Annotated in this window: 20 protein-coding genes and 1 pseudogene; 10 read left to right on the top strand and 11 right to left on the bottom strand. The window is 64.7% G+C overall.

The genetic code is table 11. The features are described from left to right. Positions 1–43: 43 nt before the first annotated feature. Genes LWC34_RS00105 through LWC34_RS00095 form a run of 3 tightly spaced genes read right to left on the bottom strand, consistent with a single transcriptional unit; the run spans position 44 to position 2,803 of the window. Entirely contained in the window at positions 44–748 is a 705-nt protein-coding gene (locus LWC34_RS00105; protein WP_233722334.1) for a hypothetical protein, read from the bottom strand. Between the two features lie 9 nt (positions 749–757). Continuing rightward, positions 758–2,089 (bottom strand): pentapeptide repeat-containing protein, encoded by a 1,332-nt coding sequence (locus tag LWC34_RS00100; protein WP_233722333.1) that lies wholly within the window; start codon positions 2,087–2,089, stop codon positions 758–760. A 51-nt stretch (positions 2,090–2,140) separates the two neighbouring features. Further along, complete coding sequence (locus tag LWC34_RS00095; RefSeq protein ID WP_233722332.1) at positions 2,141–2,803, bottom strand: DUF2461 domain-containing protein; 663 nt, start codon at positions 2,801–2,803, stop codon at positions 2,141–2,143. A 67-nt stretch (positions 2,804–2,870) separates the two neighbouring features. Between LWC34_RS00095 and LWC34_RS00090 the strand changes: the two genes are divergently transcribed. The 3 genes from LWC34_RS00090 to LWC34_RS00080 all read left to right on the top strand — a co-directional run bounded on the left by LWC34_RS00090 (position 2,871) and on the right by LWC34_RS00080 (position 4,236). Next, positions 2,871–3,044, top strand: a complete 174-nt coding sequence (locus LWC34_RS00090) for a hypothetical protein (protein WP_233722331.1) — start codon at positions 2,871–2,873, stop codon at positions 3,042–3,044. Positions 3,045–3,050: 6 nt separating this feature from the next. Further along, on the top strand, positions 3,051–3,518 hold the full coding sequence (locus tag LWC34_RS00085; RefSeq protein ID WP_233722330.1) for a hypothetical protein: 468 nt from the start codon (positions 3,051–3,053) through the stop codon (positions 3,516–3,518). A gap of 85 nt (positions 3,519–3,603) precedes the next feature. Beyond that, on the top strand, positions 3,604–4,236 hold the full coding sequence (locus LWC34_RS00080; RefSeq protein ID WP_233722329.1) for a hypothetical protein: 633 nt from the start codon (positions 3,604–3,606) through the stop codon (positions 4,234–4,236). Here LWC34_RS00080 and LWC34_RS00075 read toward each other — a convergent pair. Further along, positions 4,233–4,799, bottom strand: a complete 567-nt coding sequence (locus tag LWC34_RS00075; protein ID WP_233722328.1) for a GNAT family N-acetyltransferase — start codon at positions 4,797–4,799, stop codon at positions 4,233–4,235. The genes LWC34_RS00080 and LWC34_RS00075 overlap by 4 nt on opposite strands. Then, complete coding sequence (locus tag LWC34_RS00070) at positions 4,796–6,241, bottom strand: APC family permease (protein WP_233722327.1); 1,446 nt, start codon at positions 6,239–6,241, stop codon at positions 4,796–4,798. The genes LWC34_RS00075 and LWC34_RS00070 overlap by 4 nt, the downstream gene beginning before the upstream one ends. A gap of 109 nt (positions 6,242–6,350) precedes the next feature. Here LWC34_RS00070 and LWC34_RS00065 point away from each other — a divergent pair, with 109 nt between their 5' ends. Together LWC34_RS00065 and LWC34_RS00060 are read left to right on the top strand one after the other, a co-directional pair. Further along, entirely contained in the window at positions 6,351–6,998 is a 648-nt protein-coding gene (locus LWC34_RS00065; protein ID WP_233722326.1) for a GOLPH3/VPS74 family protein, read from the top strand. Positions 6,999–7,190: 192 nt separating this feature from the next. Continuing rightward, positions 7,191–7,862: a hypothetical protein gene (locus tag LWC34_RS00060; protein WP_233722325.1), complete on the top strand. Its 672-nt coding sequence runs from the start codon at positions 7,191–7,193 to the stop codon at positions 7,860–7,862. On the opposite strand, the gene LWC34_RS00055 is transcribed toward LWC34_RS00060, so the two are convergent. Beyond that, positions 7,840–8,850 (bottom strand): serine hydrolase domain-containing protein, encoded by a 1,011-nt coding sequence (locus tag LWC34_RS00055; RefSeq protein ID WP_233722324.1) that lies wholly within the window; start codon positions 8,848–8,850, stop codon positions 7,840–7,842. The genes LWC34_RS00060 and LWC34_RS00055 overlap by 23 nt on opposite strands. Positions 8,851–8,912: 62 nt before the next feature. Between LWC34_RS00055 and LWC34_RS00050 the strand changes: the two genes are divergently transcribed. After that, complete coding sequence (locus LWC34_RS00050; RefSeq protein ID WP_233722323.1) at positions 8,913–9,629, top strand: HAD family hydrolase; 717 nt, start codon at positions 8,913–8,915, stop codon at positions 9,627–9,629. On the opposite strand, the gene LWC34_RS00045 is transcribed toward LWC34_RS00050, so the two are convergent. From LWC34_RS00045 to gltB, 4 genes are read right to left on the bottom strand one after another with little or no spacing between them, the layout of a single operon-like run. Then, a complete protein-coding gene (locus LWC34_RS00045; protein ID WP_233722322.1) occupies positions 9,591–10,811 on the bottom strand; it encodes an MFS transporter in 1,221 nt (406 codons plus the stop codon). The two genes, LWC34_RS00050 and LWC34_RS00045, sit on opposite strands and share 39 nt — an antisense overlap. Before the next feature lie 8 nt (positions 10,812–10,819). Next, the gene (locus tag LWC34_RS00040; protein ID WP_233722321.1) at positions 10,820–12,259 is read right to left on the bottom strand and encodes an aromatic amino acid ammonia-lyase; all 1,440 of its coding nucleotides are present in this window, start codon (positions 12,257–12,259) and stop codon (positions 10,820–10,822) included. 22 nt (positions 12,260–12,281) lie between these two features. Continuing rightward, positions 12,282–13,793, bottom strand: coding sequence for a glutamate synthase subunit beta (locus LWC34_RS00035; protein ID WP_233722320.1), 1,512 nt, complete (start codon positions 13,791–13,793; stop codon positions 12,282–12,284). Continuing rightward, complete coding sequence (gene gltB, locus LWC34_RS00030) at positions 13,786–18,339, bottom strand: glutamate synthase large subunit (RefSeq protein WP_233722319.1); 4,554 nt, start codon at positions 18,337–18,339, stop codon at positions 13,786–13,788. Before gltB ends, LWC34_RS00035 begins: the two co-directional genes overlap by 8 nt. Before the next feature lie 264 nt (positions 18,340–18,603). On the opposite strand from gltB, the gene LWC34_RS00025 reads away from it, so the two are divergent. From LWC34_RS00025 to LWC34_RS00015, 3 genes are read left to right on the top strand one after another with little or no spacing between them, the layout of a single operon-like run. Further along, positions 18,604–19,539, top strand: a complete 936-nt coding sequence (locus tag LWC34_RS00025) for an ABC transporter substrate-binding protein (protein ID WP_233722318.1) — start codon at positions 18,604–18,606, stop codon at positions 19,537–19,539. Next, positions 19,473–20,537, top strand: coding sequence for a FecCD family ABC transporter permease (locus LWC34_RS00020; protein WP_372496408.1), 1,065 nt, complete (start codon positions 19,473–19,475; stop codon positions 20,535–20,537). The genes LWC34_RS00025 and LWC34_RS00020 overlap by 67 nt, the downstream gene beginning before the upstream one ends. After that, positions 20,537–21,313, top strand: a complete 777-nt coding sequence (locus LWC34_RS00015) for an ABC transporter ATP-binding protein (protein ID WP_233722317.1) — start codon at positions 20,537–20,539, stop codon at positions 21,311–21,313. Before LWC34_RS00020 ends, LWC34_RS00015 begins: the two co-directional genes overlap by 1 nt. 61 nt (positions 21,314–21,374) lie before the next feature. Here the strand turns inward: LWC34_RS00015 and LWC34_RS00010 are convergent. Next, positions 21,375–22,637, bottom strand: a pseudogene (locus LWC34_RS00010) (IS256 family transposase). A gap of 155 nt (positions 22,638–22,792) precedes the next feature. Between LWC34_RS00010 and LWC34_RS00005 the strand changes: the two are divergent. Next, positions 22,793–23,596, top strand: coding sequence for a poly(ethylene terephthalate) hydrolase family protein (locus LWC34_RS00005; RefSeq protein WP_233722316.1), 804 nt, complete (start codon positions 22,793–22,795; stop codon positions 23,594–23,596). Positions 23,597–23,775: the final 179 nt, after the last annotated feature.

Below are 23,775 nucleotides of genomic sequence, written 5' to 3'. Positions count from 1 at the left end.
TCTGAACCGATGCGGAACTACCACCCAGTAATTTGTCCAACGGTCATCTGAAAGCGACCTCGGCCTGGTCAGCTATGCCGAAAGATTCCCCGCAGTCCGTACATACGGCTTGGCCGAACAGATAGGTCAGGGCTATCGCGACCTGCGGATGCCCATGCTTGAGGGCATCGTCATGGATCTGCCGGGGCACGCTGGAGAGGTCGCTGGGGTCGGCCGGAACGAGTTCAGGCGACTGGACATCAGGCTCGACATCATTACCCAACGCAACCACGATCAACTCTGCGCAATGGGGGCAGTCAAGTTCATAAACCTCGTCAACCAGTCCGTCGAGCGGGTCGTTGCCGACGGGATGGTCCTCGAACGCCAGCAGCGATTGCACGAGGTAGATGTACTCGGTCCGATCAGTCACCGAGGGCAGATGCTGCCGCGTCAAAACCAGCAACGCGGCAATGTCAGCAGCGTGGATCGCCCGCACGTCGCCGAGGTCGCTCGGCCGGTCATCGGACCCGACGATCGCTCCTGCCAGCACCAACGCCTGCGTCCGCTGCTCGGCGTCGCCTTGCTCAGCGATCTGGGCCAACCGGGGCAGCGCCGCGAAACTGGCCGAGTAGACCGACCCCTGGTGGCACAAGGCGCTCCAGAGGTCGTTCCACCGCTCGGGAGTCGGGTCGGTCCGCAGAACATCCAGCTGGCCTGGAATGTCTTCGGCCGTCCCATAGGCGTGCGAAAGTTGCCCCCAATTCGTCATTCCGGAAGACTAGGGCGCGTTGGGTGGAGCCCCTCGTTCAGCTGGTACCGGAGGCTTCTCTGGGGACGTCACCCGCAACAGGTAACCCCACGCGCCCTCACGATCGGCAAGCCGCGCCTCAGCGTCATCCCGAGGTTCACGGATCGCCCAGCCCCGAGGCCAGATGGACAAGCTGCGATCCGCGTCCACCCGGACCCGGCCACCGTCCAACATTGCCGTAGTGGCGAACCAGGCCTCGGTGAAGTCCACGTTCCCGCCAAAGCGAGCAGCCCGCAGGTCCGCGTTGCGCGTGAAGTAAGCACCGCGGAAGCTGCAATGCGCGGCGAAGTAAGCCCCGAGGGCCTCAACGTGCGCCCCGAACCGGACCCCGTTGAACGACGCATCCTTCGAGAACGTCGACCCACTGAAATCGGTCTCCGCCGCGAACCAAGCCCCGGCGAACTCGCTACGCCCCACGAACATCACGGTCCGGAAGCCGCCAAGCGCACTGAAAGCCGCCTGCGAGAAATCCGCCATCCCCGCGAAGACGACCTTCGTGAACAGGGCCTCACCGTTGAACTTCGTGCTCCCGAAGTCCGCGTCACCAGCGAACCCTGCCCCGGTGAAGTCGACCCGGCCAGCGAACCACGTGTTACGGAAGTCCGCGCGCCTGCTGACGAGGCGGGCGTTGTAGAACCTGGCATCGCTGGCGAACTGCGTGCCGGTGAAGGAGATCTCGCCCGCGAAGTGCGCGCGGTCGAACGTGCCGAGGCGGACCCGGCATTCGCTCAGCCGGAAGTCGATCAGGGTCGCTCCGGACAGGTCCAGATCGATGTCCGGCCAGAACAGGTCCGTCTCGGCTGGCCTCAGATGCCCGGCCAAGATCCGCTGAGCGGCGACGCGAACACCACGTTCAGCGACGTCACCGACGCTGTCACCGGCTTGTTCGGGCGGGGCGTAGGGCATCCGGAGGTACGAGCAGATCACGTTCACGATGGTTTGGCGGTACTGCGGGTCGGTCTGTGCCAGGCGTTCGAGCGCGTACAGCCCGGCTAGGCGCACGGGCGCCTTGTCGGAACCGAGTTGGTCGGCCGCACGGGCGTACGCGTCGGAGCCGCGACGTTCAGCGACGTCGAACTCACGGGCGGCTGCGGTCTGCGCCAGCCGCCAGACGTGCCATCCGGCGATCATGAGCGCGACCGCGACACCGGTCACCAGGCCCAGACACACCGCTGTGCGCACCGAATCCAAGGTCGGACTGCCGGTCAGCAGGAAGACCACGACGGCGATCGCGGTCACGCCGAGCACGGGTGCAACGACGACCGCCGCTGCTCGCCACCAGGACCACGGGGTGCGTTCCATGCCCGTGATGGTGTCGTAGCCGCCCGCCATTCACCACATCGGGTGCACGGATCAGGCCGAACGGATGCTGATCCCCACGTGGTCGCGGGCCCATTCATTGAGTGGTCGCAGCTCACGCCAGGCCTTGCGCACGCGGGTGAAGCACTCGCGTTCGTGCAGGAAATCGCCGGGTTCCCAGGTGCGGGCGGCGTAGAGCGACTTGTGCTTGAGCAGCTCGATACGAGGGTGGTCGGCCTCGTAGCCCTTCGGCTTGGTCTTCAGCCGTTCGCCGAGGATCTCCCAGCCGGACCGGCGCAGCTTGGTCACCATCTGCTCGAACGACGGGCCGTGCACGTCCTCGGCGATCGCGGCCCTGAACCGGGCGATCTGGTCGGCTTCGAGGTGGAAGCAGCCGCCGCCGACCCGGATACCGGCCGGGCTGATCTCGACGTAGTACGCGCCGCCGCCGCGGCCCTGCTCGATCACACCGCCGCAGTGGGTCTTGTACGGCGTCTTGTCCTTGGCGAACCGGACATCGCGGTACGGGCGGAAGACCTTGGCCGAGCCGAAGTCCGTGGCGAACTCGCCGGACAGCTCGGCGAGCAGGGCTTCCATCGGCGCCTTCACGTCGCCCAAGTAGACGTCCTTGTTGTCTTCCCAGAACGCCTTGGAGTTGTCCACGACCAGGCCGTCGTAGAAGTCGATGGCGTGCTCGCCGAACCCCGAGAACTTCATGTTCGGGAGACTAGTTCGGACATGGTCCGCACAATGCCCGGGTGTCTGAGACATCGACCACCACCCGGTGACCAGAGGTTTAGTCGTTGGCGCACTGATGATGGCGGCTTTTGTCGTCACGGCCGAACCGGTCATCGCGGTGTTCGCCACGATCCCAGTGCTGCTGTGGTGCCTGCGACTGGCGCGGTCGGCGCGGATCGGATTGATCATCGGGCTGGTCCTGCTGGCTTTGGCCGCGTAGGTCCTGGTGCCGCGTGCGCTGAGCTTGGGCGGCCGGTGGGTGCCGTCGTTGTTCGATGTGTACGTGTTCCTTCCGCTGCTCGCCGCAGTGATCTGTGTGGTGGGCATGCGGTTGGAGCGCTCACCTGTGCGCAGCATTGGGCTCGTCTCGTTCATCCTCGTCGGGCTTCTCCTGGCCGGGATGGCGTCGCTGATGTTCGACGACCGTCACCCCGCCGATGAAGGGATTTGGCCGGTCCCACCGGATTTGCACGTCGTCTCGCAGACGGAAGGGTGTGGGTCTGCGTGCCTGCGAGGCGTGTCAGTCACCGGAGAGCGGGCCGCCGAGCGGATTCGGGAGCACCTCCGCTCGCATGGCTACGCCCCCAGGCCATCCGAGATGTGCCGGGTCAACGGCGTCGTGCTGACGTATACGGTTTGTACTGCGGTAACTGAGGACTCGCCGACTGCGGCACGTGTGGAGTGGTACATGTAGCAGGGTGTCTGCTACCGATGTGCCGTTATCCGAACGCCTGAACCGAAACCTTTGGCGTGTTCTTCTGGTCGCGGTGACCTTGGCGATGGCAGCTTTCGCTTGGCACGACCCGGTTGTCGCCGTGTTCGCGGCTGCTCCCGTGCTCATCTGGTGCCTTGGCGTGGCAAGGTCGAAACAGACCGGTTTGGTTATCGGCGTGATTCAGGTGCTCATCGCCGCGTGGGTCCTGGTGCCGCGGGCATTGGGCATTTCCGGATCGGCAGTGCCTTCGATCTTGGAGGTGTGCCTGTTCCTGCCGCTCGTCAGCGTCCTGATCTGGATTGTGGGCGTACGACAGGAGCGGTCGAACGTGGTGGCACCGGTCTTTGGTTTCGCCGCGTTGTTCGTCGCCGGGGTGCTGATGACCGGGGTGGTCGTCCTCGATTACGCGGAGGGAAACACTGGCGCGGAAGGGGTCTGGCCGCCAGGCCCATCGGGTCTGCGGATGGTCGAACTTGAGCCGGGATGCGGCTCCGGTGGCTGCACGCGAACCGTGGAAGCCACCGGAGACCATGCCGCGCAACGGATGCATGACTTCCTCGACTCCCGCGGATTCACCACGCCTTCCGAATACAAGGACTGGATGTGCAGGCACACCGGGATTGTCCTGACATACAAGGTATGCGCGGTGGTCGAGGAGAAGTCGCCGACCACCGCACACCTGTCCTGGTCGATCTAACCCTTGCGCCACATCGGATACATCCGGGCCTGCGGGTCCGGTCCGAACGGCGTCCCGATGTGTTCGAAGCCAAACCGTTGATACAACGGCGGACTGAACTCAGAACTGGCCTCAAGATAAGCCGGGACGCCGTCGAGGTTGGCAAGGTCGTGGGCAAGCAACGCGCCACCGACGCCGAGCCGTTGGCGATCCGGGTGCACCGCGATGAACTGCAAGTGCTGGTGTTCCCCCTGGTCTGGGTGGTTCTCGGCCATCAGTTCGGCCAGGTGCCCGAACCGTTTGAGTTCCTCGTCAGTCAGGAAGTCGAAGTACGACAGGACGTCTTCTTCGTCGTCACTGCTGGGAAACCAGACTGTGGCAGCGAGTCCGTCCTCCCGTAACGAGATCGAGCCGCCGGATTCGAGCGCGAGCATGGCGAATGTCTTGAAGAACGGCGGCTGAGCGGCCGCGCGGCGATCCTCGTCTGGAAACAGCCAGATGCTCACCGGGTCCTTGTGGAACGACGCCGCCAGCAACGCGCCAACTTCGGGTAAGTCTTCAGTTGTGGCCGTACGAACGGTCAATGGTTATCCCCGATTCCCCCAACTTTGGCGTACACAGCCGGTTTGCTGTTACGCAACACCACACTACGCACAAATCCGGCAACAGCGGCAAGCAACAGCAAACCCGGCAGGATCCACCGCAGCAGCGAGTCCTCTTGCGTACCAACAAGGACATCGAAGTTCGCCAGGATCAGCACGAGGATGACGGTCAGCAGCAGCGCGGCGAGCGCGGGCGCGATCACCCGCTGCCACACGGTTTCCTGACCGCCTCGGCCACGGAAGAACATGATCACCGATATCGACACCATGATCATGATCAGCACGACCCCGGTCGACGCGGTCACCCCGAGCCACGTGAACAACTCGAAAATCGGTTCACGGCCGGCGATCGCGAACCCGCACACCACGATCAGCGCGATCACGGTCTGGGTCAGCGAGCCGACGATCGGCGAGCCGTTGCGCCGGTTCGTCCGGCCGAGCGCGTCCGGCAGCACGCCTTCCCGCCCCAGCGCGAAGAAATACCGGGCGACCGCGTTGTGGAAACTCAGCAGCGAGGCGAACTGGCTTGTCAGGAACAGGATGTAGGCGACGTCGGTGACCGTCGAGCCGAGATGCTGGCCGCTGATCCCGAAGAACACGCCCGGGCCTTGCTGCTGCGCCTGCGTGACGATCTCCGCCGGGCCAACGCCGACCGCCATGGCCAGCGAAGACACCGCGTACAACCCAGCGGTCAGCGCGATCGCGACATAAGTAGCCCGCGCCACGGTCCGCGCGGGATCACGAGTCTCCTCGCCGTAAGTCGCAGCGCCCTCGAATCCCGTGAACACCGCCACGGAGAACGCGAACACCGCACCGACGCCCGTGACGAACAGGTTGCCGGGTTCCAACGGCGCCAGCGAGTTGCCGCCGACGGGATTGAGCAGACCGGCCAAGTCGATCACGACGATCGTCACACATTCCAGGACGAGCACGACGCCGAGCACCTTGGCGTTCAGGTCCACGCGCATCGCGCCGAGCACGCCGACCACCAGGAGAATCGCCAGTCCCCACAGCCACCACGGGGTGTCGATACCGGCCTTCTGCTTCAGGAAGTCCGCGACCGACCAGCCGAACAGGCCGTACACGCCGATCTGGATGCAGTTGTACGCGAGGACCGCGACGAAGGACACCGCCACACCCGCCGGTCTGCCGATCCCGTTCGCGACATACGGATAGAAGGCGCCCGCGTTCGTGATGTGCTTGCTCATAACGCCGTAACCGACGGTGAACAACGCCAGAATCGGCGCGAGTATGACGAATGCGAGTGGTACACCGATGATTCCGGTGACCGCATACGTGGTCGAGATTCCACCGGCGATTGCATACAACGGTCCGGACGCGGCGACAACGAAGAAGACGATCTGTACGACACCCAGCCTGGGTTTGGCAAGACCACGCGTGAAACTGGACGCTGAGGTCACCATGATTCGGTTGTCCTCCTGCGGGATTGGACACGACGCCGCGGAAGTATAGGATCAAGTACTGCTGTTATCCATCGGTTCGGCGTTATTTATTTTCATACCAGGAGTCCAGGTGCGCCTGAACGGCCTGTCACTGTGTGAATCGTTGTTCTTCCTTGGCCACGACCCGTTCAACGGGAAAGCCAGAATCCGCGGTGGCCTGCTCGACATCGGTCTATCTGCGACGATACTCGCGGATTTGTTGTTCGACGAAAGGATCACGCTCGACCACGGAACAGTGGTATTGATCAGTCGTTACGCCACTGGCGAGCCGATCGCCGACCGGATGCTCGCGCGCATCATGGCCGAAACGGAGCAGCACGGTATCCGCGATTGGGTGGAACACCTCGCCGACGGGATCTTCGATACCGTGGTCGAGAATCTCACAGTCCGGGAACTCGTTACTCCAAAAGAGAAACGTGGGATGTTCAGGCATTCCCTGCACTACCAGCCGGCTGATCTTCGTACCGCGTCGGCTCCACGAGCCATGATCAGATCGGCGATGCTCGGCCAGAACCGGTGTGACCTGCCAACAGCGACTCTCGCGGTGCTCGCGTGGACAGTTGGGCTCGACGATATCTGTGAGCCCGAATTGTCAAGAAAGCAAAGTACGGATTGGATCGAACGGGTGAAAAGTGTGATCGTTCAGCCGTTCCGCGGGTTGGTCTCGGGGACGGACGCGGCGGTGGCGGCAGCGGTCTATGGGGGAAACAGGAGCTGAGTGCCGTGAAGGCCACCCTCGCGGCGTTAGACGCGCGAGGGCCGCCCTTGACGCGTTGAACGTCCATGCCAGGAACTTGGGGTTCGGAGTTTGGCCGAGGCTGGCGGCGGGCGTGGGTAGTTGACCTGTGAATATTGGTGGTCCAGCGTCGGCCCAGCCGCCCCGCCCGGTTTGGCCGCGACACCAATGCCGTTGGCGATTACCCCACTCGAACCCCAGCGTCCCGCGGACGTGGTGCTGAAAGAGATCGCCGAGAACGCCGCACGGTCCGGAATCCCCGTGGCAGGGCAGACCGAGTACATGGAGATGCGGAACTGGTACCTACACAGTCAGATCAGCGGGGGCTCCACCGTGTCGGCCATCCAACCCGAGACCCGGCAGCCGTGGCGGCGGCCGGACGGTTCCGGCCGGTCCGTGACCCGGACGGGCGAGCCGGAGTTTCGCAGCGAAGCCGATCGGGACGCATGGGAGTCGGCCAGCGGCGGCGTGGGAGAGCGGTCCTGGGGCCCGATCGCCAATCCGCGGCGGCCGCCGACCGATGTGCAGGAGCTGGCGAAGTGGCTGTACCGGCAGAACCCACCCGGCTCCATCGGTCCGATCAAAACCTTCGTGGCGACAACCGACCACCTGCTCAGCGAACGAGTCCTGCTGCCAACGGAGCGAGCCGCGGTTCTGAGACTCATCGCTGACCTGCCCGGTTTGCGCCTTGACGGGCGGACCAGCGACCGGGTCGACAGGCCAGCTCTGGTGTTCTCGCTGGACTCCGCGTACGGCGCGCTGACCACATCCCCTGGGGAGCTGAACGTCAGCATTCCGGCGGTGATCAAGTACGAGACCTACCTCAGGGCAGAGTTTCAGTCATGACACGCAGTGCTTCCGTCCGCATGACCCTCAACCGCTGACGGTCTCGGGATACGAACACGGCGTTGGACAGCACCACAATGAACCGGCCTGTACTCGGCGAAAGGTACAGGCTGGTTCCGGTGAAACCGTGGTGATAGGCCACTTCCTTCTCCGGCACGAGAATCCACCCGAGGCCCCGGCGAGTCGACCCATCCGTCGCGTGCACAGTGAAACTGTCTCGCGCGTACGCGTCCTCACGCACCCATTCCACTGCGGCGCGGGCAAAACGGGCCATATCGTCCACAGTGGAGAAAACGCCCGCATGCCCGGCGACACCGCCCATCAAGGCGGCGCTTTCGTCATGCACAACGCCCCAGGCCGGTCTCGCGCCAACGAGTCGTCGTTCGGTCGGTGCGACGTCAGGACCGGCGGGCAGCGGACCATAGCAAGTGCTGTCCATCCTCCACGGTTGCCAAAACCGTTCCCTGGCAAGGACATCCAGGCTGAAACCGTGAATTCGTTCAAGGACAAGGCCGAGCAGGATGAAGCCGCGGTTGATGTACTTGAGCCGTTCGCCTGGCTGGGCTTCGAGGTCCTCACGGATGATCAGCTCGGCCAGGTCTGTTCCGTTGTGCAGGTACTCATCGAAACGGGTGGTTGACCGGAGTCCGGTGGTGTGGGCAAGAATCTGCCTTGCGGTGATGGTCGATCCCGGGCCTGTCAACGAACCGAGGTAACTGCTGACCGGCTTGTCCAGATTGAGTTCACGGTCTCCGGCAAGCACCCACGTTGCCACAAGTTTGGTCAGCGAAGCCACGTCGTACCACGTGGTGGTGGTCGGCGGCACCTCCGCGAGGCCGGTCGCGACCACGCCCGCGGACACAACCCGCGAATCGTCAGGGGTTCCCACGACCGCGATCACACCTGGTGCCGCGCCGTCGGCGACGAACCGTGTGATGGCGTCACGCAGGCGGACAGCGCCCGCTTCCAGCCAGTCCACTTCGGACATTGAGTCGTCACCCCTGTTCGACTTTAGCGACGCCCACCGGGCCTGTCCATCCGGTAGGTTCGATGGACATGCGACGGATCACCACAGTTCTGCTGGATGTCGGCGGCGTGTTGCTGCTGCCGTCCTCCGACGTCATGCAGGCCGCGATCGGCCATTCAGGTATCAACGCGACCGACGAACAGTTACGCCGTGCGCACTATGCGGCCATCGCCGCGCTGGACGCCAACGGTAGTCCTGACCTTGAGGTGTACCGGCGTACCTTCGCGACCAGTTGCGGTGTGTCCGCCGAGTTCGCTGAGGCCGTGTACGAGTTGCTCGTCGAACGGTTCAACGGTCACACCTGGCAACGCGTCGCACCTCATGCCCGGGAGGGAATCGAGCAACTGCTTGCTGCGGGATTCCGGCTTGGCATTGTCTCCAACGCGGCCGGGACGATCGAGCAAATGCTTGCTGCCGCCGAGATCTGCCAGGTCGGGCCTGGACCGTCGGCACCAGTCGAGGTGATCATCGACTCAGAGATCGTCGGCGTCCGCAAGCCTGATCCGCGGATCTTCCACTTCGCATTGACCACGATGGCCGTCGATCCAGGCGAAACCGCCTACCTCGGCGACAGCGCGCGGCTCGACGTCGATGGGGCCCGATCTGCCGGATTGCTGCCGGTTCACTTCGATCCGTACGGCGATTGCGCGGATCCCGCCGGAGATCACGATCATCTGGACCGGTTCGACAAGTTCTGCGAGCTACTTGACAGGCACAAGGACGGCTTCAGTACTGCGTGACGTCCGTGTCACGAACAACACGAGCAGCAGCACCAGCGAAATCCCGAACACCGGCCAGTTCGTGCCGTGCCAGCCGAGAAGGACGAAGACCGAGCTCGCGGTCAGGGACGCGGCCACGCCCGTCACCTGTGCGGTTCCTTCGGCGACGGCTTGGATCCGGCCACCTCTGCCCGGCGGGTAACTGCGTACCAGCAGCGTTGTTCCAGCCAGATACAGGAAGTTCCAGCCGATTCCGTTGAGCGCCAAGGCAAGAACGAAGTTCGCCGAACCGGTTCCGGTCAGTCCGGCGATCGCCGCTGCCGCGAAGAGCCCCGCGCCGATCATTCCGGTCCGTTGTGGACCGATCTTCGACAGGATGTGGCCGCTGACGATCGCCGGGGCGAACATGCCGACCAGATGCCACTGAATGATCGCCGCGCCAACGCTTTCCGAGTGTCCGGCGTGATGGTTGGCCAACGGGCCGACCGCCATGATCATCGTCATCAGACCACCCGCGGCCGCTAACGACATCAGACCGGTGTAGAACTCCCGAGATCCTCGCACAGTCGAGAGCGGGACTGGTTCCTGCTTGTCCACCTGCTCGTGCGGGCGACTGCTTCCGGCGCGCAGCAGCAACATCAGCGGAACGTTGGTCAACGCGAAGACCGCGACCATCACGTACGCGCCCGCGTATTGCACGCCAAGGAAATCAGCACTTGTCGTCGCCACAAAAGGCCCGACGAACGCGGCAACCAGACCGCCGTAGAGAATGAACGACAGCGCACGTTCCCGCTGACCACCGGGCGCACGATCGGCTGCCATGTAACGGATGTAGCCACCTGTCGACCGGTACGCACCGACCAATCCCGTACCGCAGCACAATAGAACGAAAGAGTCATTGACGACAGCGAAAACCGACAACGCGCCACCTGCTGCAGCAGCACACGCACCGAGAACCATCACAGCGACATAGCCGATCCTGGCCGCTAGTAAGCCAGTCCCAACCGAACACAACGTGCCGACGATCGTGATCGCCGCAAGAGGAACGGTCGCGAGTTCCGGAGTTGGCGCGAGTTTCAGGCCGACGATCGCGGTGAGCGTCAGGTCGATGCTGATACCCATGAAGTAGAACGCCTGGCAGGCCGCCAGAATCCAGGTTGACCTGCCGACTCCGAACCCCAAGAACTGCTTCAGCCCCCGCACACAGTGAATTATTCCATGTCTGCCAACTGAGTTAGGGCCGCTGCGGCACGTTCCACGTCCGCGGTCAATGACCGGTCTTCCATCCGTGGATCCAGGATCGCCGCCATGTGTTCGTATGCCGCACGAACCGGGACATCCACCAAGTCGGCCGCACGCATGCGCAGCGCCCGAACGGCCGCGACAAGCTCGCTGCCAAGGACAATCCGGTATGCGGAAGCGACTTGCCCGGCCTGACGCGCGGCTTGCGTCGAGAACGAAGCGTGGTCCTCCAATCCACGCGAGACGACCGCACTGCCCAATGTGACAGGCAAAGCGGCCTGCCTCAGTTGCGCGAGTGCGTCATGCGCAACGTATTCGAGGATCATCACGCCGGAACTGCCCGGCGGGCCGTACGCCAAGAACGCCGGTAGGTCGGTTTGATCCGGTTCGACCAGGTCGCCCAGTCGTGCCGCGGAAAGCTCGGCCACGGTGTGCACAGTCGCCCGCGCGGTGTCGAGCGAGGTGGCCACATAAGCCGTGTGGAAATGCGCGTTGTGGTACACGTCATTGTCCTGAACCGAAATCATCGGATTCTCGGTCGACGCATTGATTTCGGTCGTCAGAACCTGTTCCAGATATGCCAGCGCATCCAACGCTGGCCCCTGCACTTGCGGAAAAGCCCTGAGCCCGTAGGGATCCTGCAAACGGCGACCAGGCATGGGAACCTCGGTCATTCCCAGCAACCGCCGCATTTCCGCGGCGACCTCGACCTGCCCTGGATGCGGCTTGGCTTCGTGCACAGTGGACGCGTAAGGCTCCGGCGAACCGCCCAAAGCGATGTACGACAGAGCAGCCACAGTGTGGCTGGCACGCAACAATTGCCGCAGCTCGACCGTGACCAGAACTGCCTCTGCGAGCGTGGCCGCGTTGCTGCTGAGGAAGCCGAGCGCCTCACCGACACCGAACTCGACCGGCGCCATTCCCCCAGCGACCCAGGCCTTTTCGCCGACCAGGGTGAGCGCCGTCTCCGCCAACGCCGTCAGGTCACCGGTGCCGATTGCGCCGACTCGGTGAATTCCTGGCAAGCTGTTGGAGTTCAAGGCATCGGCGACCGCGAGCAGCAGCCTGGGATGCACGCCTGAGCGTCCGGCCGCGAGCTGGTTGAGCCGGATCAACAGCATCGCCCGGACCAGCCCCGGCGGCATCAGATCGCCGACACCGCCAGCGTGGCTGCGGATCAGGCGGAGGCTGTCGTCGGAAGTGCCCTCGGTGACGACCGATTTGTTGGCGCCGACACCAGTGGTCCGGCCGTACACCGCGCGTCGCGAGATCGCTTCGCGTTGCAGTTTCCACGCGGCTTCGGCGTCGTCCAGCGACGCCGGGTCGACACTGACCCGGACGTCACCGGACGTGAACCGGACGACGTCGTCCAGCGACAGGGACGCACCGTTGAGGACGAGCTCTTCCATACCTCGGATTGTGCGTCAGGTGTCAAACAACGGCCAGAGGCAATGCGGTCGGGTGCACGGGAGCAGGCAGATCCGAGGCACCGGTGAGGTACGCATCCACGGCGTTGGCCACCGAGCGGCCCTCGGCGATCGCCCAGACCACAAGAGAGGCACCGCGGTGCGCGTCGCCACAGACGAACACACCCGGTGCGGTCGTCTGCCAGTCCGGCCCACACGACAATGTGCCGCGTTTGGTCAGCTGCAGGTCCAATCCGTCGAGCAGCGGCATGTGTTCCACGCCCTCGAACCCGATCGCGAGCAGGACCATGTCCGCCAGGACGGTCTCGGCCTCGTCGGACACCGGAGTCACCGTGCGCAGGCCGGTCGCCGGGTCCTTCTCGACCCGAACCGTCTGCAGTTCCACCGAACGGACGTTGCCCTCGTCGTCACCGACGAAACGCTTGACCGCCACGGCGAACCGGCGCTCGCCCGCTTCCTCGTGCGCCGGATATGTCCGGAGCACGACCGGCCACACTGGCCACGGCGAGCGCGCGTCGTCACGGATGTCCGGTGGCTTCGGGTACTGGTCGAGCTGCGTCACGCTCAGCGCGCCCTGCCGGGTCGCTGTGCCGTAGCAGTCCGCGCCCGTGTCACCGCCGCCGATCACCAGAACGTGCTTGCCCGCTGCGCTGATCGGCGACGGTCCGTCGCCTTCGCATTCACGGTTGGCTGGGACCAGGTGGTCCATCGCCAGGTGCACGCCCTTGAGCTCACGCCCGGGGATGTCCGGAGCGTCGCGTCCGCGCAACGCGCCGACAGCAAGAACCACTGCGTCGAAGAAAGCGCGAAGCTCCTCAACGGATAGTCCACTGCCGCCGACCTCGCAGCCGGTCACGAACTTCGTGCCCTCGGCACGCAGCTGCGCGAGCCGCCGGTCGAGGACCTTCTTCTCCATCTTGAACTCGGGAATGCCGTACCGCAGCAGGCCACCTAGCCGGTCGTCACGCTCGAACACGGTCACCTCGTGCCCAGCGCGGGTCAGCTGTTGCGCGGCGGCGAGCCCTGCCGGGCCCGATCCGACGACAGCGACCTTCTTGCCCGAGGACACAGTGGACACACGGGCAGCCACGGTGTTGTTGTCCCACGCGACTTCGGCGATCGTCTCTTCGACCCGCTTGATCGCGACCGCGCCGCCGGAGTCCTGCGAGATGGCCAACACACAGGCCGCCTCACACGGCGCCGGACACAACTTCCCAGTGAACTCCGGGAAGTTGTTGGTCGCGTGCAGCCGCTCGCTGGCCAGTTCCCAGTCGCCACGGCGAACCAGGTCGTTCCACTCCGGAATCAAGTTGCCAAGCGGGCAGCCTGCCGAGCCGGAGTGACAGAACGGGATACCGCAGTCCATACAGCGGGTTGCCTGCTTGCGGACCTGAATGTCGCGTTCGGACGGTGAGAGGGCCTCGTAGACCTCGCGCCAGTCGCCGAGTCTGTCGTCGATCGGCCGTTTCGGCGCGTTGCGCCGAGGAATGGAAAGGAAACCGTTCGGGTCAGCCACGGGACGCCTCCATCACTGCCTCGTCGACGTCACGGCCTTCGGCCCTGGCAAGTCGCATCGCCTCAAGGACTCGCTGGTAGTCCCGCGGCATCACCTTGGTGAACGACACCGAGCGCCGGGTCCAGTCGCCGAGCAGCGAAGCCGCGACGGCCGAACCGGTCAACTGGTGGTGGCGGCTCACCGTGGTGCGCAACCAATTCAGATCGTCCGCGTTGAGCCGCTGCAGATCGACCATCTCGGCGTTGACCAAGGCGGGCTGCAGATCGAGCACGTACGCGACACCGCCGGACATGCCAGCGGCCAGGTTTCGGCCGGTCGGGCCGAGCACAACGGCCCGTCCACCGGTCATGTACTCGAACGCGTGATCGCCGACGCCTTCGGCGACGATCACCGCGCCCGAGTTGCGCACACCGAACCGTTCGCCGACCCGTCCGCGCAGATAGATTTCGCCCGAGGTGGCGCCATAGCCGATCACGTTGCCCGCGATCACCTGCGCCTCAGCGGCAAACGGCGCACTCGCGTGTGGACGGACGACAATTCGCCCACCGGACAAGCCTTTGCCGACATAGTCGTTCGCGTCGCCGACGAGATCGAGCGTGATCCCGCGCGGCAGGAACGCACCGAGCGACTGACCGGCCGAACCGGTCAGCGTCACGTTGATCGTGTCCTCCGGCAGGCCATCGCCGCCGTAGCGCCTCGTGACCTCGGAGCCAAGCAGCGTGCCGACCGTCCGGTTCACGTTGCGCACCGGCAGTTCCAGCTTCACCGGGTGCGCGTCTTCCAGGGCCGCTTCGGAAAGCTGGATCAGGGTCCGGTCGAGCGCGTGCGCCAGACCGTGATCCTGCTCGCGGACCTTGCGGGGAGCGTTGTTGTACGTGTGCGCCGGGACCTCGAAGACTGGCTTGAGGTCGAGGCCACTGGCCTTCCAATGCTCCACGGCGTCGTCGATGTCCAGCATCTCGGCGTGGCCGACAGCCTCGTCGATGGTCCGGAAACCCAGCTCTGCCAACAGCTCGCGGACTTCGTTCGCGATGAAGTGGAAGTAGTTCACCACATGCTCGGCCTTGCCGGTGTACCGCTTGCGCAGCACCGGGTTCTGCGTGGCGATGCCGACCGGACAGGTGTCCAGGTGGCAGACCCGCATCATCACGCAACCCTCGACAATGAGCGGCGCTGTGGCGAAGCCGAACTCCTCGGCACCGAGCAGCGCGGCGATCACCACGTCCCGCCCGGTCTTCATCGCGCCGTCCACCTGAACGGTGATCCGGTCACGCAAACCGTTGAGCATCAACGTCTGATGGGTCTCGGCGAGGCCGATCTCCCACGGCGTTCCGGCGTGCTTCAACGAGTTCAGCGGCGAGGCACCGGTTCCGCCGTCATGGCCGGAGATCAGCACCACGTCCGCGTGCGCCTTGGCGACACCGGCCGCGACCGTGCCAACACCCAGCTCGCTGACGAGCTTGACGTGGATCCTGGCCCGCTCGTTGGCGTTCTTCAGGTCGTGGATCAGCTGGGCCAGATCCTCGATCGAGTAGATGTCGTGGTGCGGCGGCGGGGAAATCAGCCCGACGCCCGCGGTCGAGTGCCGCGTGCGGGCGATCCACGGATACACCTTGTTCGGCGGCAGCTGGCCACCCTCACCAGGCTTCGCACCCTGCGCCATCTTGATCTGGATGTCGTCCGCGTTCACCAGGTACTCGCTGGTGACGCCGAACCGTCCACTTGCGACCTGCTTGATGGCCGACCTGCGCTCGGGGTCGTATAGGCGCTGCGCGTCCTCGCCGCCCTCACCGGTGTTGGACCGGCCACCGATCCGGTTCATCGCGATAGCCAGGGTTTCGTGCGCCTCGGCGGAAATCGAGCCGTACGACATGGCACCGGTGTTGAACCGCTTGAGGATCGCCTCGATCGGCTCCACCTCGTGCAACGGAATCGGCTGGCGCTCGCCCTTACGCAGCTTGAACAAGCCACGCAGCGCGCCACCCTCACGGTTGAGGCGCTCGACCTCGCTGACGTACTCGCGGTACACGTCCTCGCGACCGGTCTTTGTCGCGTGCTGCAACAGGAACACGGTCTCCGGCGTGAACAGGTGCAGCTCGCCCTCGCGGCGGTAGGCGTACTCGCCGCCGCTCTCCAGCCGCCGGTGCACCCGGTCGGTCGGGTTCTCCGGGTGGGCACGGCGGTGCCGCTGCGCCGCCTCTTCGGCGATGACTTCCAGCCCGACGCCGCCGAGCTTGGAGGACGTGCCGGTGAAGTATTCGGCCAGGACGTCGTTGGCCAGACCGAAAGCCTCGAAGACCTGGGCGGCGGTGTACGCGCCCACGGTCGAGATGCCCATCTTGGACATGATCTTCAGCACGCCCTTGACGAGCGCGTTGACGTAGTTGCGAACGGCTTTGCGCGGCTCGATGCCGGTGATCGCGCCACCGCTGATCAGGTCCTCAATGGACTCGAATGCCAGGTACGGGTTGACCGCGGCAGCACCATAACCAAGCAGCAGCGCGATGTGGTGCACCTCGCGGGCGTCGCCGCTCTCCACCACCAGCGCGACCCGCAGGCGCTCCTTCGTGCGCACCAAGTGGTGGTGCACCGCGGAAACCAAGAGCAGGGACGGGATCGGGGCCATCCGGTGGTCGGAGTCACGGTCCGACAACACGAGCGTGCGGGCACCAGCGGCGATCGCCTCGGACGCCTCGCGGCGCACCCGCTCGATCGCGGCCTCGAGCGCCTTGCCGCCGCCGTCCACTTCGTACAGTCCGGACAGGACAGTGCAGGCGAAGCCAGGCAGATCCCCATCGTCGTTGATGTGGATCAGCTTGGCCAGTTCATCGTTGTCGATGACCGGATACTTCAGCTGGATGTGCCTGCAGGTGCGCGGACCGGGGTCGAGCAGGTTCTGCTCGGGGCCCATGATCCTGGCCATCGAGGTGACCAGCTCTTCCCGGATCGCGTCCAGCGGCGGGTTGGTGACCTGGGCGAAGTTCTGCTTGAAGTAGTCGTAGAGCAGCCGTGGCCGCTTGGACAGCGCGGCCGGTGGCGTGTCGGTGCCCATCGAGCCGATCGGCTCCGCGCCCTTGACCGACATCGGGGTGAGCAGGATCTTCAGCTCTTCCTCGGTGTAGCCGAAGGTCAGCTGGCGGCGCAGCACCGACTCGTGCGTCTGCACCACGTGCTCACGGTTGGGCAGGTCGGAGAGCTCAAGCAACCCCGCGTGCAGCCACTCGTCGTACGGCAGCTCGTTCGCCAGCTCGGACTTGATCTCGTTATCGCCGACGATCCGGCCGGCCTCAGTGTCCACAAGGAACATCCGGCCCGGCTGCAACCGGCCCTTGGCCACGATCTGGTCCGGCGGCACGTCCAGCACACCGGTCTCACTGGCGAGCACAACCCGGTCGTCCGCAGTACGCCACCAGCGCGCGGGCCGCAGGCCGTTGCGGTCCAGCACAGCGCCAACGAGCGAGCCGTCGGTGAACGTCACACAGGCCGGGCCGTCCCACGGCTCCATCACGCTGGCGTGGAACTGGTAGAACGCGCGGCGCGCACTGTCCATTGTGGCGTGGTTCTCCCACGCCTCCGGGATCATCATCAGCACCGCGTGCGGCAGGCTGCGGCCACCCAGATGCAAAAGCTCGAGGACCTCGTCGAAGGACGCGGAGTCCGAGCCGTCCGGGTCGATGATCGGGTACAGCCTGGTCAGGTCGCCCCCGATCAGGTCCGACTCCAACAGCGCCTCACGCGCCCGCATTCGGTTCCGGTTACCCCGGACCGTGTTGATCTCACCGTTGTGCGCGACGAACCGGAACGGGTGCGCCAGCGGCCACGACGGGAACGTGTTGGTGGAAAACCGGCTGTGCACCAAGGCGATCGCGCTTTCCAGCCGATCGTCCCGCAAGTCGGTGAAGAACTTGGGCAGCTGCTCGGTGGTGAGCATTCCCTTGTAGACGATCGTGCGCGCCGACAGCGAGGCGAAGTACACGCCACACCCGGCCGCCCTGCTCTCGTGCTCGGCGCGCTTGCGCAGGCAGAACGCCAGCCGGTCGAGGTCGATGCCGGTCGGCACGCGGCCGCCCGCATCCTCTTGCCCGGCAACGAACAGCATCCCGAAGTGGGGCATCACCGACCGCGCCGTCGGGCCCACATCCGCCGCGTCCGGCGCGATCGGCACGTCGCGCCAGCCCAAGACGGTCAAGTTCTCTTCGGCGGCAATGCGTCCGATCAGCTCCATCGCCGCGGTTCGCTCGCTTGGTTCCGCGGGCAGGAAAGCGATCCCGGCCGCGTACTCACCCGCCTCCGGCAACTCGATGCCGGCCACCGCCCGCAGCAACCGGTCGGGCAGCTGGACCAGGATGCCGGCGCCGTCGCCGCTGGTCGGTTCCGCCCCGGCCGCACCACGGTGCTCCAGGTTCGCCAGTGCTGTCAGCCCATCCGAGACGATGCCGTGCGACCGGCGGCCGAGAATGTCGGCAACCATCGCGACACCGCAGGAATCTTGCTCGGTGGTGGGGTCGTACAGTCCTTGGGAACCCGGGATGGCGGAGAAGATCATGAGCAGACCTCCCTCGTCGTCCTCGCGCTCAGGTGTTTCCTTCTTCTGGGCGCGGGACGCCGATGGCCCGCTTTGTTGACGTGACCTTAACAGCCGCGAAACGTAAAAAACACTCTTGTGGAGTGAAATCCGTCGGCCTAGGTAACGATTCGATTGATCACAACGATAGTGCGCCGGTCAGGCTGGACTTCGTTCGACATGCTAAGCATAACCGACGTACGGGTTACCGCGAAATACGGCAAACTACCTGGTAGCGTGCTCGCAATGAGCTCTGGACGCCGGGTAACGGCGCTGCTGCTGTCGCTACTGAGCGTGTTTGCGCTGGTCTCCTGCGCTACCAGAGAGCAACCGGCCTCCTCGCCCGCGCCGCCGCAAGCCGCGTTCCCGGTGACCCTCAGCGCGCCGGACGGCAAGCAAGTCGTGATCGAACGCCAGCCGAGCCGGATCGTGTCGCTTAGCCCTACGGCAACCGAAGTCCTGTTCGCCATCGGCGCGGGCAAGCAAGTGGCCGCTGTGGACGACCAGTCGACATATCCGGCTGAGGCCCCGCGTACCCAATTGTCCGGCTTCAAGCCGAATGTCGAGGCGATCACCCAGCAGAACCCCGATCTGGTCGTGGTCGCGGCCGACCTGAACGACGTGGTCGGCGGCCTGGCCGCGGTGAAGATCCCGGTGCTGCTGTTGCCAACCGCCAAGACGCTGGACGACGCGTATGCACAGTGGACACTGCTCGGCAAGGCGACCGGCCAAATCACGCAGGCCGATGACGTGGTGCGGAAAGCCCGTGACGACATCAAGCGGGTGGTGGACGCGACACCGGCGAAACCGTTGAAGTACTACCACGAACTCGGGCCGGACCTGTTCTCCGCGACATCGGCCACGTTCATCGGGCGGGTCTACGCGTTGTTCGGCCTGCAGAACGTGGCTGACCCGGCCGACACCCCTGCCGCTGGCGGATTCCCGCAACTCGGGGAGCAGGCGCTGTTCCAGGCCAACCCCGACCTGATCTTCCTATCGGACACCAAATGCTGCGCCCAGACCGTCGAAACCGTCCGAGCAAGGCCACAGTGGTCGACGCTGACAGCGGTGCAGCGCAACAACATCGTGGCGCTGGACGACGACATCGCCTCACGTTGGGGGCCACGGATCGTCACGCTGGTCGAGCAGGTTTCCGCCGCGGTGAAACGAGCGGCGGCCTGAGACTGTCTGGCCGAGCGCTGGCCCTGTCACTGGTTCTGCTGGTACTCGCCGCTTTGGGGTCGCTGTTGCTCGGCGCTTCCAGCCTCGGCTACAGCCGCGTGCTGCAGGAGATTTGGGCGCAGGTGACCGGTGGCGTTTCGCCGCTGTCTTCTCGTGAGGCGGCGATCCTGTGGTACTTGCGGGCTCCTCGGGTTGTGCTTGCGGCTTTGGTCGGCGGGGCTTTGGCGATCTCGGGTGCGGCTTTTCAAGGGGTGTTTCGCAATCCGTTGGCCGATCCCTACTTGCTTGGGGCCGCGGCTGGGGCGGGGTTGGGGGCGACCATCATCGTGGTGAGTGCTCCTTCTTGGGGGTTTGCTCTGCCGTTGGCGGCTTTCGCTGGGGCGCTTGGCGGGGTTGGGCTTTCCTGGGTTTTGAGTGAGTCCGCCGGACGGGGTCCGGCCACGTTGCTGCTCGCCGGAGTGGCTGTGGCTTCGTTCCTGACGGCCGTGCAGACTTTTGTTCAGCAGGCGAACATTGACACCATTCAGCGGGTTTACTCGTGGATGCTGGGCGGGTTGAACACCACCGGGTGGCGTGAGGTTCTGCTGACACTGCCTTACATCGCTGTGACGAGTGTGGTGCTGTGCTTGTGTGCGCGGCTGCTTGATGTGCTTGCCGTGGGTGATGAGGAGGCGGCTTCGCTTGGGATTCGTCCGGCTCGGGTTCGGTTGCTCGTACTGGGCGCGGCTTCTTTGGCTACCGCAGCGGCTGTGTCTGTTGGTGGGTTGATCGGGTTCGTTGGGATCGTCGTGCCGCACATCGTCCGGTTGCTTGCCGGGGCCAGTTATCGGGTCGTGGTTCCGCTTTCTTTCCTTGGTGGAGCTACATTTTTGATCGTGGCCGATGAGATCGCCCGTACTGTCCTCGCGCCAGCCGAGTTGCCGATCGGCGTGATCACCGCTTTCACTGGCGCGCCGTTCTTCTTGCTGGTGCTTCGGATGAACAGGGCGGGCCGGTGATGCTTGAGCTGATGGGGGTTTCGGCTGGGTATCGGGGGAAAACCGTCGTTTCCGACGTCTCGGTTTCGGTTCCCCGGGGTAGCTGGCTGGCCATCATCGGGCCCAACGGCGCCGGGAAGTCCACTTTGCTCAAGTCCATCGCAGGGCTCGTTCCGCACTCGGGCTCGGTTCTGCTTGATGGCCGGCCGGTTTCCGAGTTGGACGCTCGCTCGCGGGCGCGGGCTCTTGGTTATGCGCCTCAGGTTCCTTTGCTGCCTGAGGGGTTGTCGGTTACGTCTTACGCTTTGCTTGGGCGTACTCCGCATTTGGGCGCTCTGGCTCGGGAGGGTGCTCGGGATCTGGACGTGGTCTCCCAGGTTCTGGCTCGGTTGGACTTGTCTACTCTGGCTGGGCGGTTGCTTCGGACGCTTTCGGGCGGGGAGCGCCAGCGGGCCGTGCTGGCCCGGGTTTTGGCGCAGCAGACCGGAGTTTTGTTGCTGGACGAGCCGACGACCGGTTTGGACATCGGGCACGCGCAGGCCTTGCTGGATTTGGTTGACCGGTTGCGTACCGAGGATGGGACTACCGTCATCTCCACTTTGCACGACCTGACTCTGGCTGGGCAGTACGCGGACCGGCTGTTGCTCATGGACCGTGGAACCGTTGTGGCTTCTGGGGATGCTTCTGCCGTGTTGGATGCTTCGGTGCTGGAGCAGCACTATTGTGCGCGGTTGGTCGTGGTGGAAAGCCCCGACGGGACACAGGTGGTCGTCCCCAAACGCCGCCCGATTGAGTGATGTTCTTTGACAGGCACTCGCGAGCTTGTCAAGTTTTCTGTGTAAGTGATCGTAAATTGGGTTAGTTGATGTGGTGGGTTAGCCGGTCGGGGTAGTGCAGCACAAGGGCGCCGAGGGCTTGTTTCCAGCCGCTGACTGTTGCTCCCTCGACGAGCCGTGCGGGGGCTTTGCGTTGGTCTCGGGGCTTGCCTTTCTCTTTCTGGCGTTGCCGGGCGCGTTTGTCCTCGATGTCGCGGATGGCCAGCCACAACAGTTTGATCACCGCGTCATCGGTCGGGAAATGCCCCCGGTTCTTGATGATCTTGCGGAGCTGGTAGTTCAACGACTCGATCGCGTTCGTGGTGTAGATGATCTTGCGGAGCTCCGGCGGGAACGCCAGGAACGGCACGAATCGGTCCCACGCGTTCTCCCACGTCAACACCGTCGCCGGATACTTGCGGCCGAGCTCCGAGGTGGCGAAATCGGCCAACTCGACCTGCGCGGCATCGACGGTCGGCGCGGTATAGATCGGTTTCAACGCCGCGGCGACCTTTTTGCGGTCCTGATAGGACACAAACCGCATCGCCGCCCGGATCAAATGCACGGTGCAGGTCTGCACCGTGGTCTGCGGCCAGGTCGCCTCGATCGCCTCGGGAAACCCGGTCAGCCCGTCACAGCACACGATCAGCACGTCGCGCACCCCACGGTTACGCAACTCCGCGCAGACCCCGGCCCAGAACTTCGCGCCCTCCGTGGCCTGCACTCAGATCCCGAGCACGTGTTTCACGCCGTCGAGATCCACGCCGATGGCGATGTGCGCGGCCTTGTTGCGCACCTGATGGCCATCGCGGACCTTCACCACCAGCGCGTCCATGTAGATGATCGGATAGATCTCCTCCAACGGCCTGCTCTGCCAGGCCTTGACCTCCTCCAGCACCGCGTCGGTGATGGTGGAGATGGTGTCGTGCGACAGCTCCGTGCCCAGCGTGCGAGCCAGGTGATGCTGGATATCGCGCACGGTCATCCCACCCGCATACAACGAGATGATCATGTCGTCCAGACCGCCGGCCCGTCGCGAGCCCTTGGGCACCAGACGGGGCTCGAAGCTCCCGGCCCGGTCCCGCGGCACGCTCAGATCGATGTCACCGACCTCGGTGGACAGGGTTTTGCCGCTTGAGCCGTTGCGGGAGTTGCCCGAACCGCGCCCGGCCGGATCGCCTTTCTCATAACCGAGATGCCCGGTCATCTCGCCCTGCAACCCACGCTCCAGCACGGCTTTGACCAGCTCGGGCAGAAACCCGCCCGTCCCGGTCAGCGCCAGACCTTCCTGGTCCACCTTGGACATCACATCGTCCAACAGCCCGGCATCGATCATCTCGTTGATCGCCTGACGAGCCGGCGGCAGCTGATCATCAGTCACGGTCACCTGTGTACTCCTTCAACAAGTTGATCTCATACACAGACCATCTGACACGCTCGCACTCGCGGCACTCTTGAGATATGACCCGCGTAGTCTCCCTGCTCCTCGCGCTCCTGTTGTGGGGTGCGCTCCCTGCTGTCGCGGCACCTTCTGCCGTCGACTGGGCCGCCCCTGGCCCGCACGCCGTGACCTCAGAGGCCACGGCCACGCACACCATCTACCGTCCATCCCCTCTGACCCAACGGCACCCCGTGATCATCTGGGGCAACGGCACAGGCGCAGCCCCTTCGCTGTACGCGGGTTTGTTACAGCACTGGGCCTCTTACGGCTTCATCGTCGCCGCGGCCAACACCCCTAACTCCGGGTCCGGCAAGGAGATGCTGGCCGGAATCACGTACCTGACCGCCGAGGACAGCCGTCCCGGCAGTCTGTACTTCGGGCATGTCGACTTGAACCGGATTGGCGCGAGCGGGCATTCACAGGGCGGCGGCGGGGCCATCGCCGCCGGTGCCGACCCTCGCATCCGGACAACCGTGCCCATCCAACCGGGTCCCCTTGGCGGCATCGAAGCTTTGCACAGCCCCATGTTCATCCTCAGCGGCCAACTCGACGTCGTCGTCCTCCCCTTGCTCCTGGTGCTTCCCCGGTACAACGCAGCAACCCACATCCCTGCCGTGTATGGCGAGCTCGCTGGCGCCACCCACACCACACCCACCGGCAATGGCGGCGGATACCGCGGGGCAACGACCGCATGGTTCCGCCTCTGGCTCGCCGACGACCCCCAAGCCCGCTCCGAATTCCTAGGCTCAGACACCACATGCGGCCTATGCACATCCCCCGCATGGTCCGACGTCCGCCGCAACCCCCTCATCCCCCGCACCTAACCCCACCCTCAAGCACGCCCACCCCATGCCGTGCCCACCATTCCAGCATGGTGTGTTGACCGTTCCAGCACACCGTGTCCACCATTCCAGCACACCGTGTCCACCATTCCAGCACACCGTGTCCACCATTCCAGCACACCGTGTCCACCATTCCAGCACACCGTGTCCACCATTCCAGC

The sequence above is a fragment of the Kibdelosporangium philippinense genome, from assembly GCF_021390435.2.
GTDB lineage: Bacteria > Actinomycetota > Actinomycetes > Mycobacteriales > Pseudonocardiaceae > Kibdelosporangium > Kibdelosporangium philippinense.
This window is presented reverse-complemented; position numbering and strand designations above follow the sequence as displayed.

Bases quoted from the DNA above. Each gene is read 5' to 3' on its own strand.
- LWC34_RS00095 (WP_233722332.1), bottom strand. From the start codon at position 2,803: ATGAAGTTCTCGGGGTTCGGCGAGCACGCCATCGACTTCTACGACGGC.
- LWC34_RS00100 (WP_233722333.1), bottom strand. From the start codon at position 2,089: ATGGAACGCACCCCGTGGTCCTGGTGGCGAGCAGCGGCGGTCGTCGTT.
- LWC34_RS00070 (WP_233722327.1), bottom strand. From the start codon at position 6,241: ATGGTGACCTCAGCGTCCAGTTTCACGCGTGGTCTTGCCAAACCCAGG.
- LWC34_RS00080 (WP_233722329.1), top strand. From the start codon at position 3,604: ATGGCAGCTTTCGCTTGGCACGACCCGGTTGTCGCCGTGTTCGCGGCT.
- LWC34_RS00025 (WP_233722318.1), top strand. From the start codon at position 18,604: ATGAGCTCTGGACGCCGGGTAACGGCGCTGCTGCTGTCGCTACTGAGC.
- LWC34_RS00105 (WP_233722334.1), bottom strand. From the start codon at position 748: ATGACGAATTGGGGGCAACTTTCGCACGCCTATGGGACGGCCGAAGAC.
- LWC34_RS00050 (WP_233722323.1), top strand. From the start codon at position 8,913: ATGGACATGCGACGGATCACCACAGTTCTGCTGGATGTCGGCGGCGTG.
- LWC34_RS00015 (WP_233722317.1), top strand. From the start codon at position 20,537: ATGCTTGAGCTGATGGGGGTTTCGGCTGGGTATCGGGGGAAAACCGTC.
- LWC34_RS00040 (WP_233722321.1), bottom strand. From the start codon at position 12,259: ATGGAAGAGCTCGTCCTCAACGGTGCGTCCCTGTCGCTGGACGACGTC.
- LWC34_RS00005 (WP_233722316.1), top strand. From the start codon at position 22,793: ATGACCCGCGTAGTCTCCCTGCTCCTCGCGCTCCTGTTGTGGGGTGCG.
- LWC34_RS00055 (WP_233722324.1), bottom strand. From the start codon at position 8,850: ATGTCCGAAGTGGACTGGCTGGAAGCGGGCGCTGTCCGCCTGCGTGAC.
- gltB (WP_233722319.1), bottom strand. From the start codon at position 18,339: ATGATCTTCTCCGCCATCCCGGGTTCCCAAGGACTGTACGACCCCACC.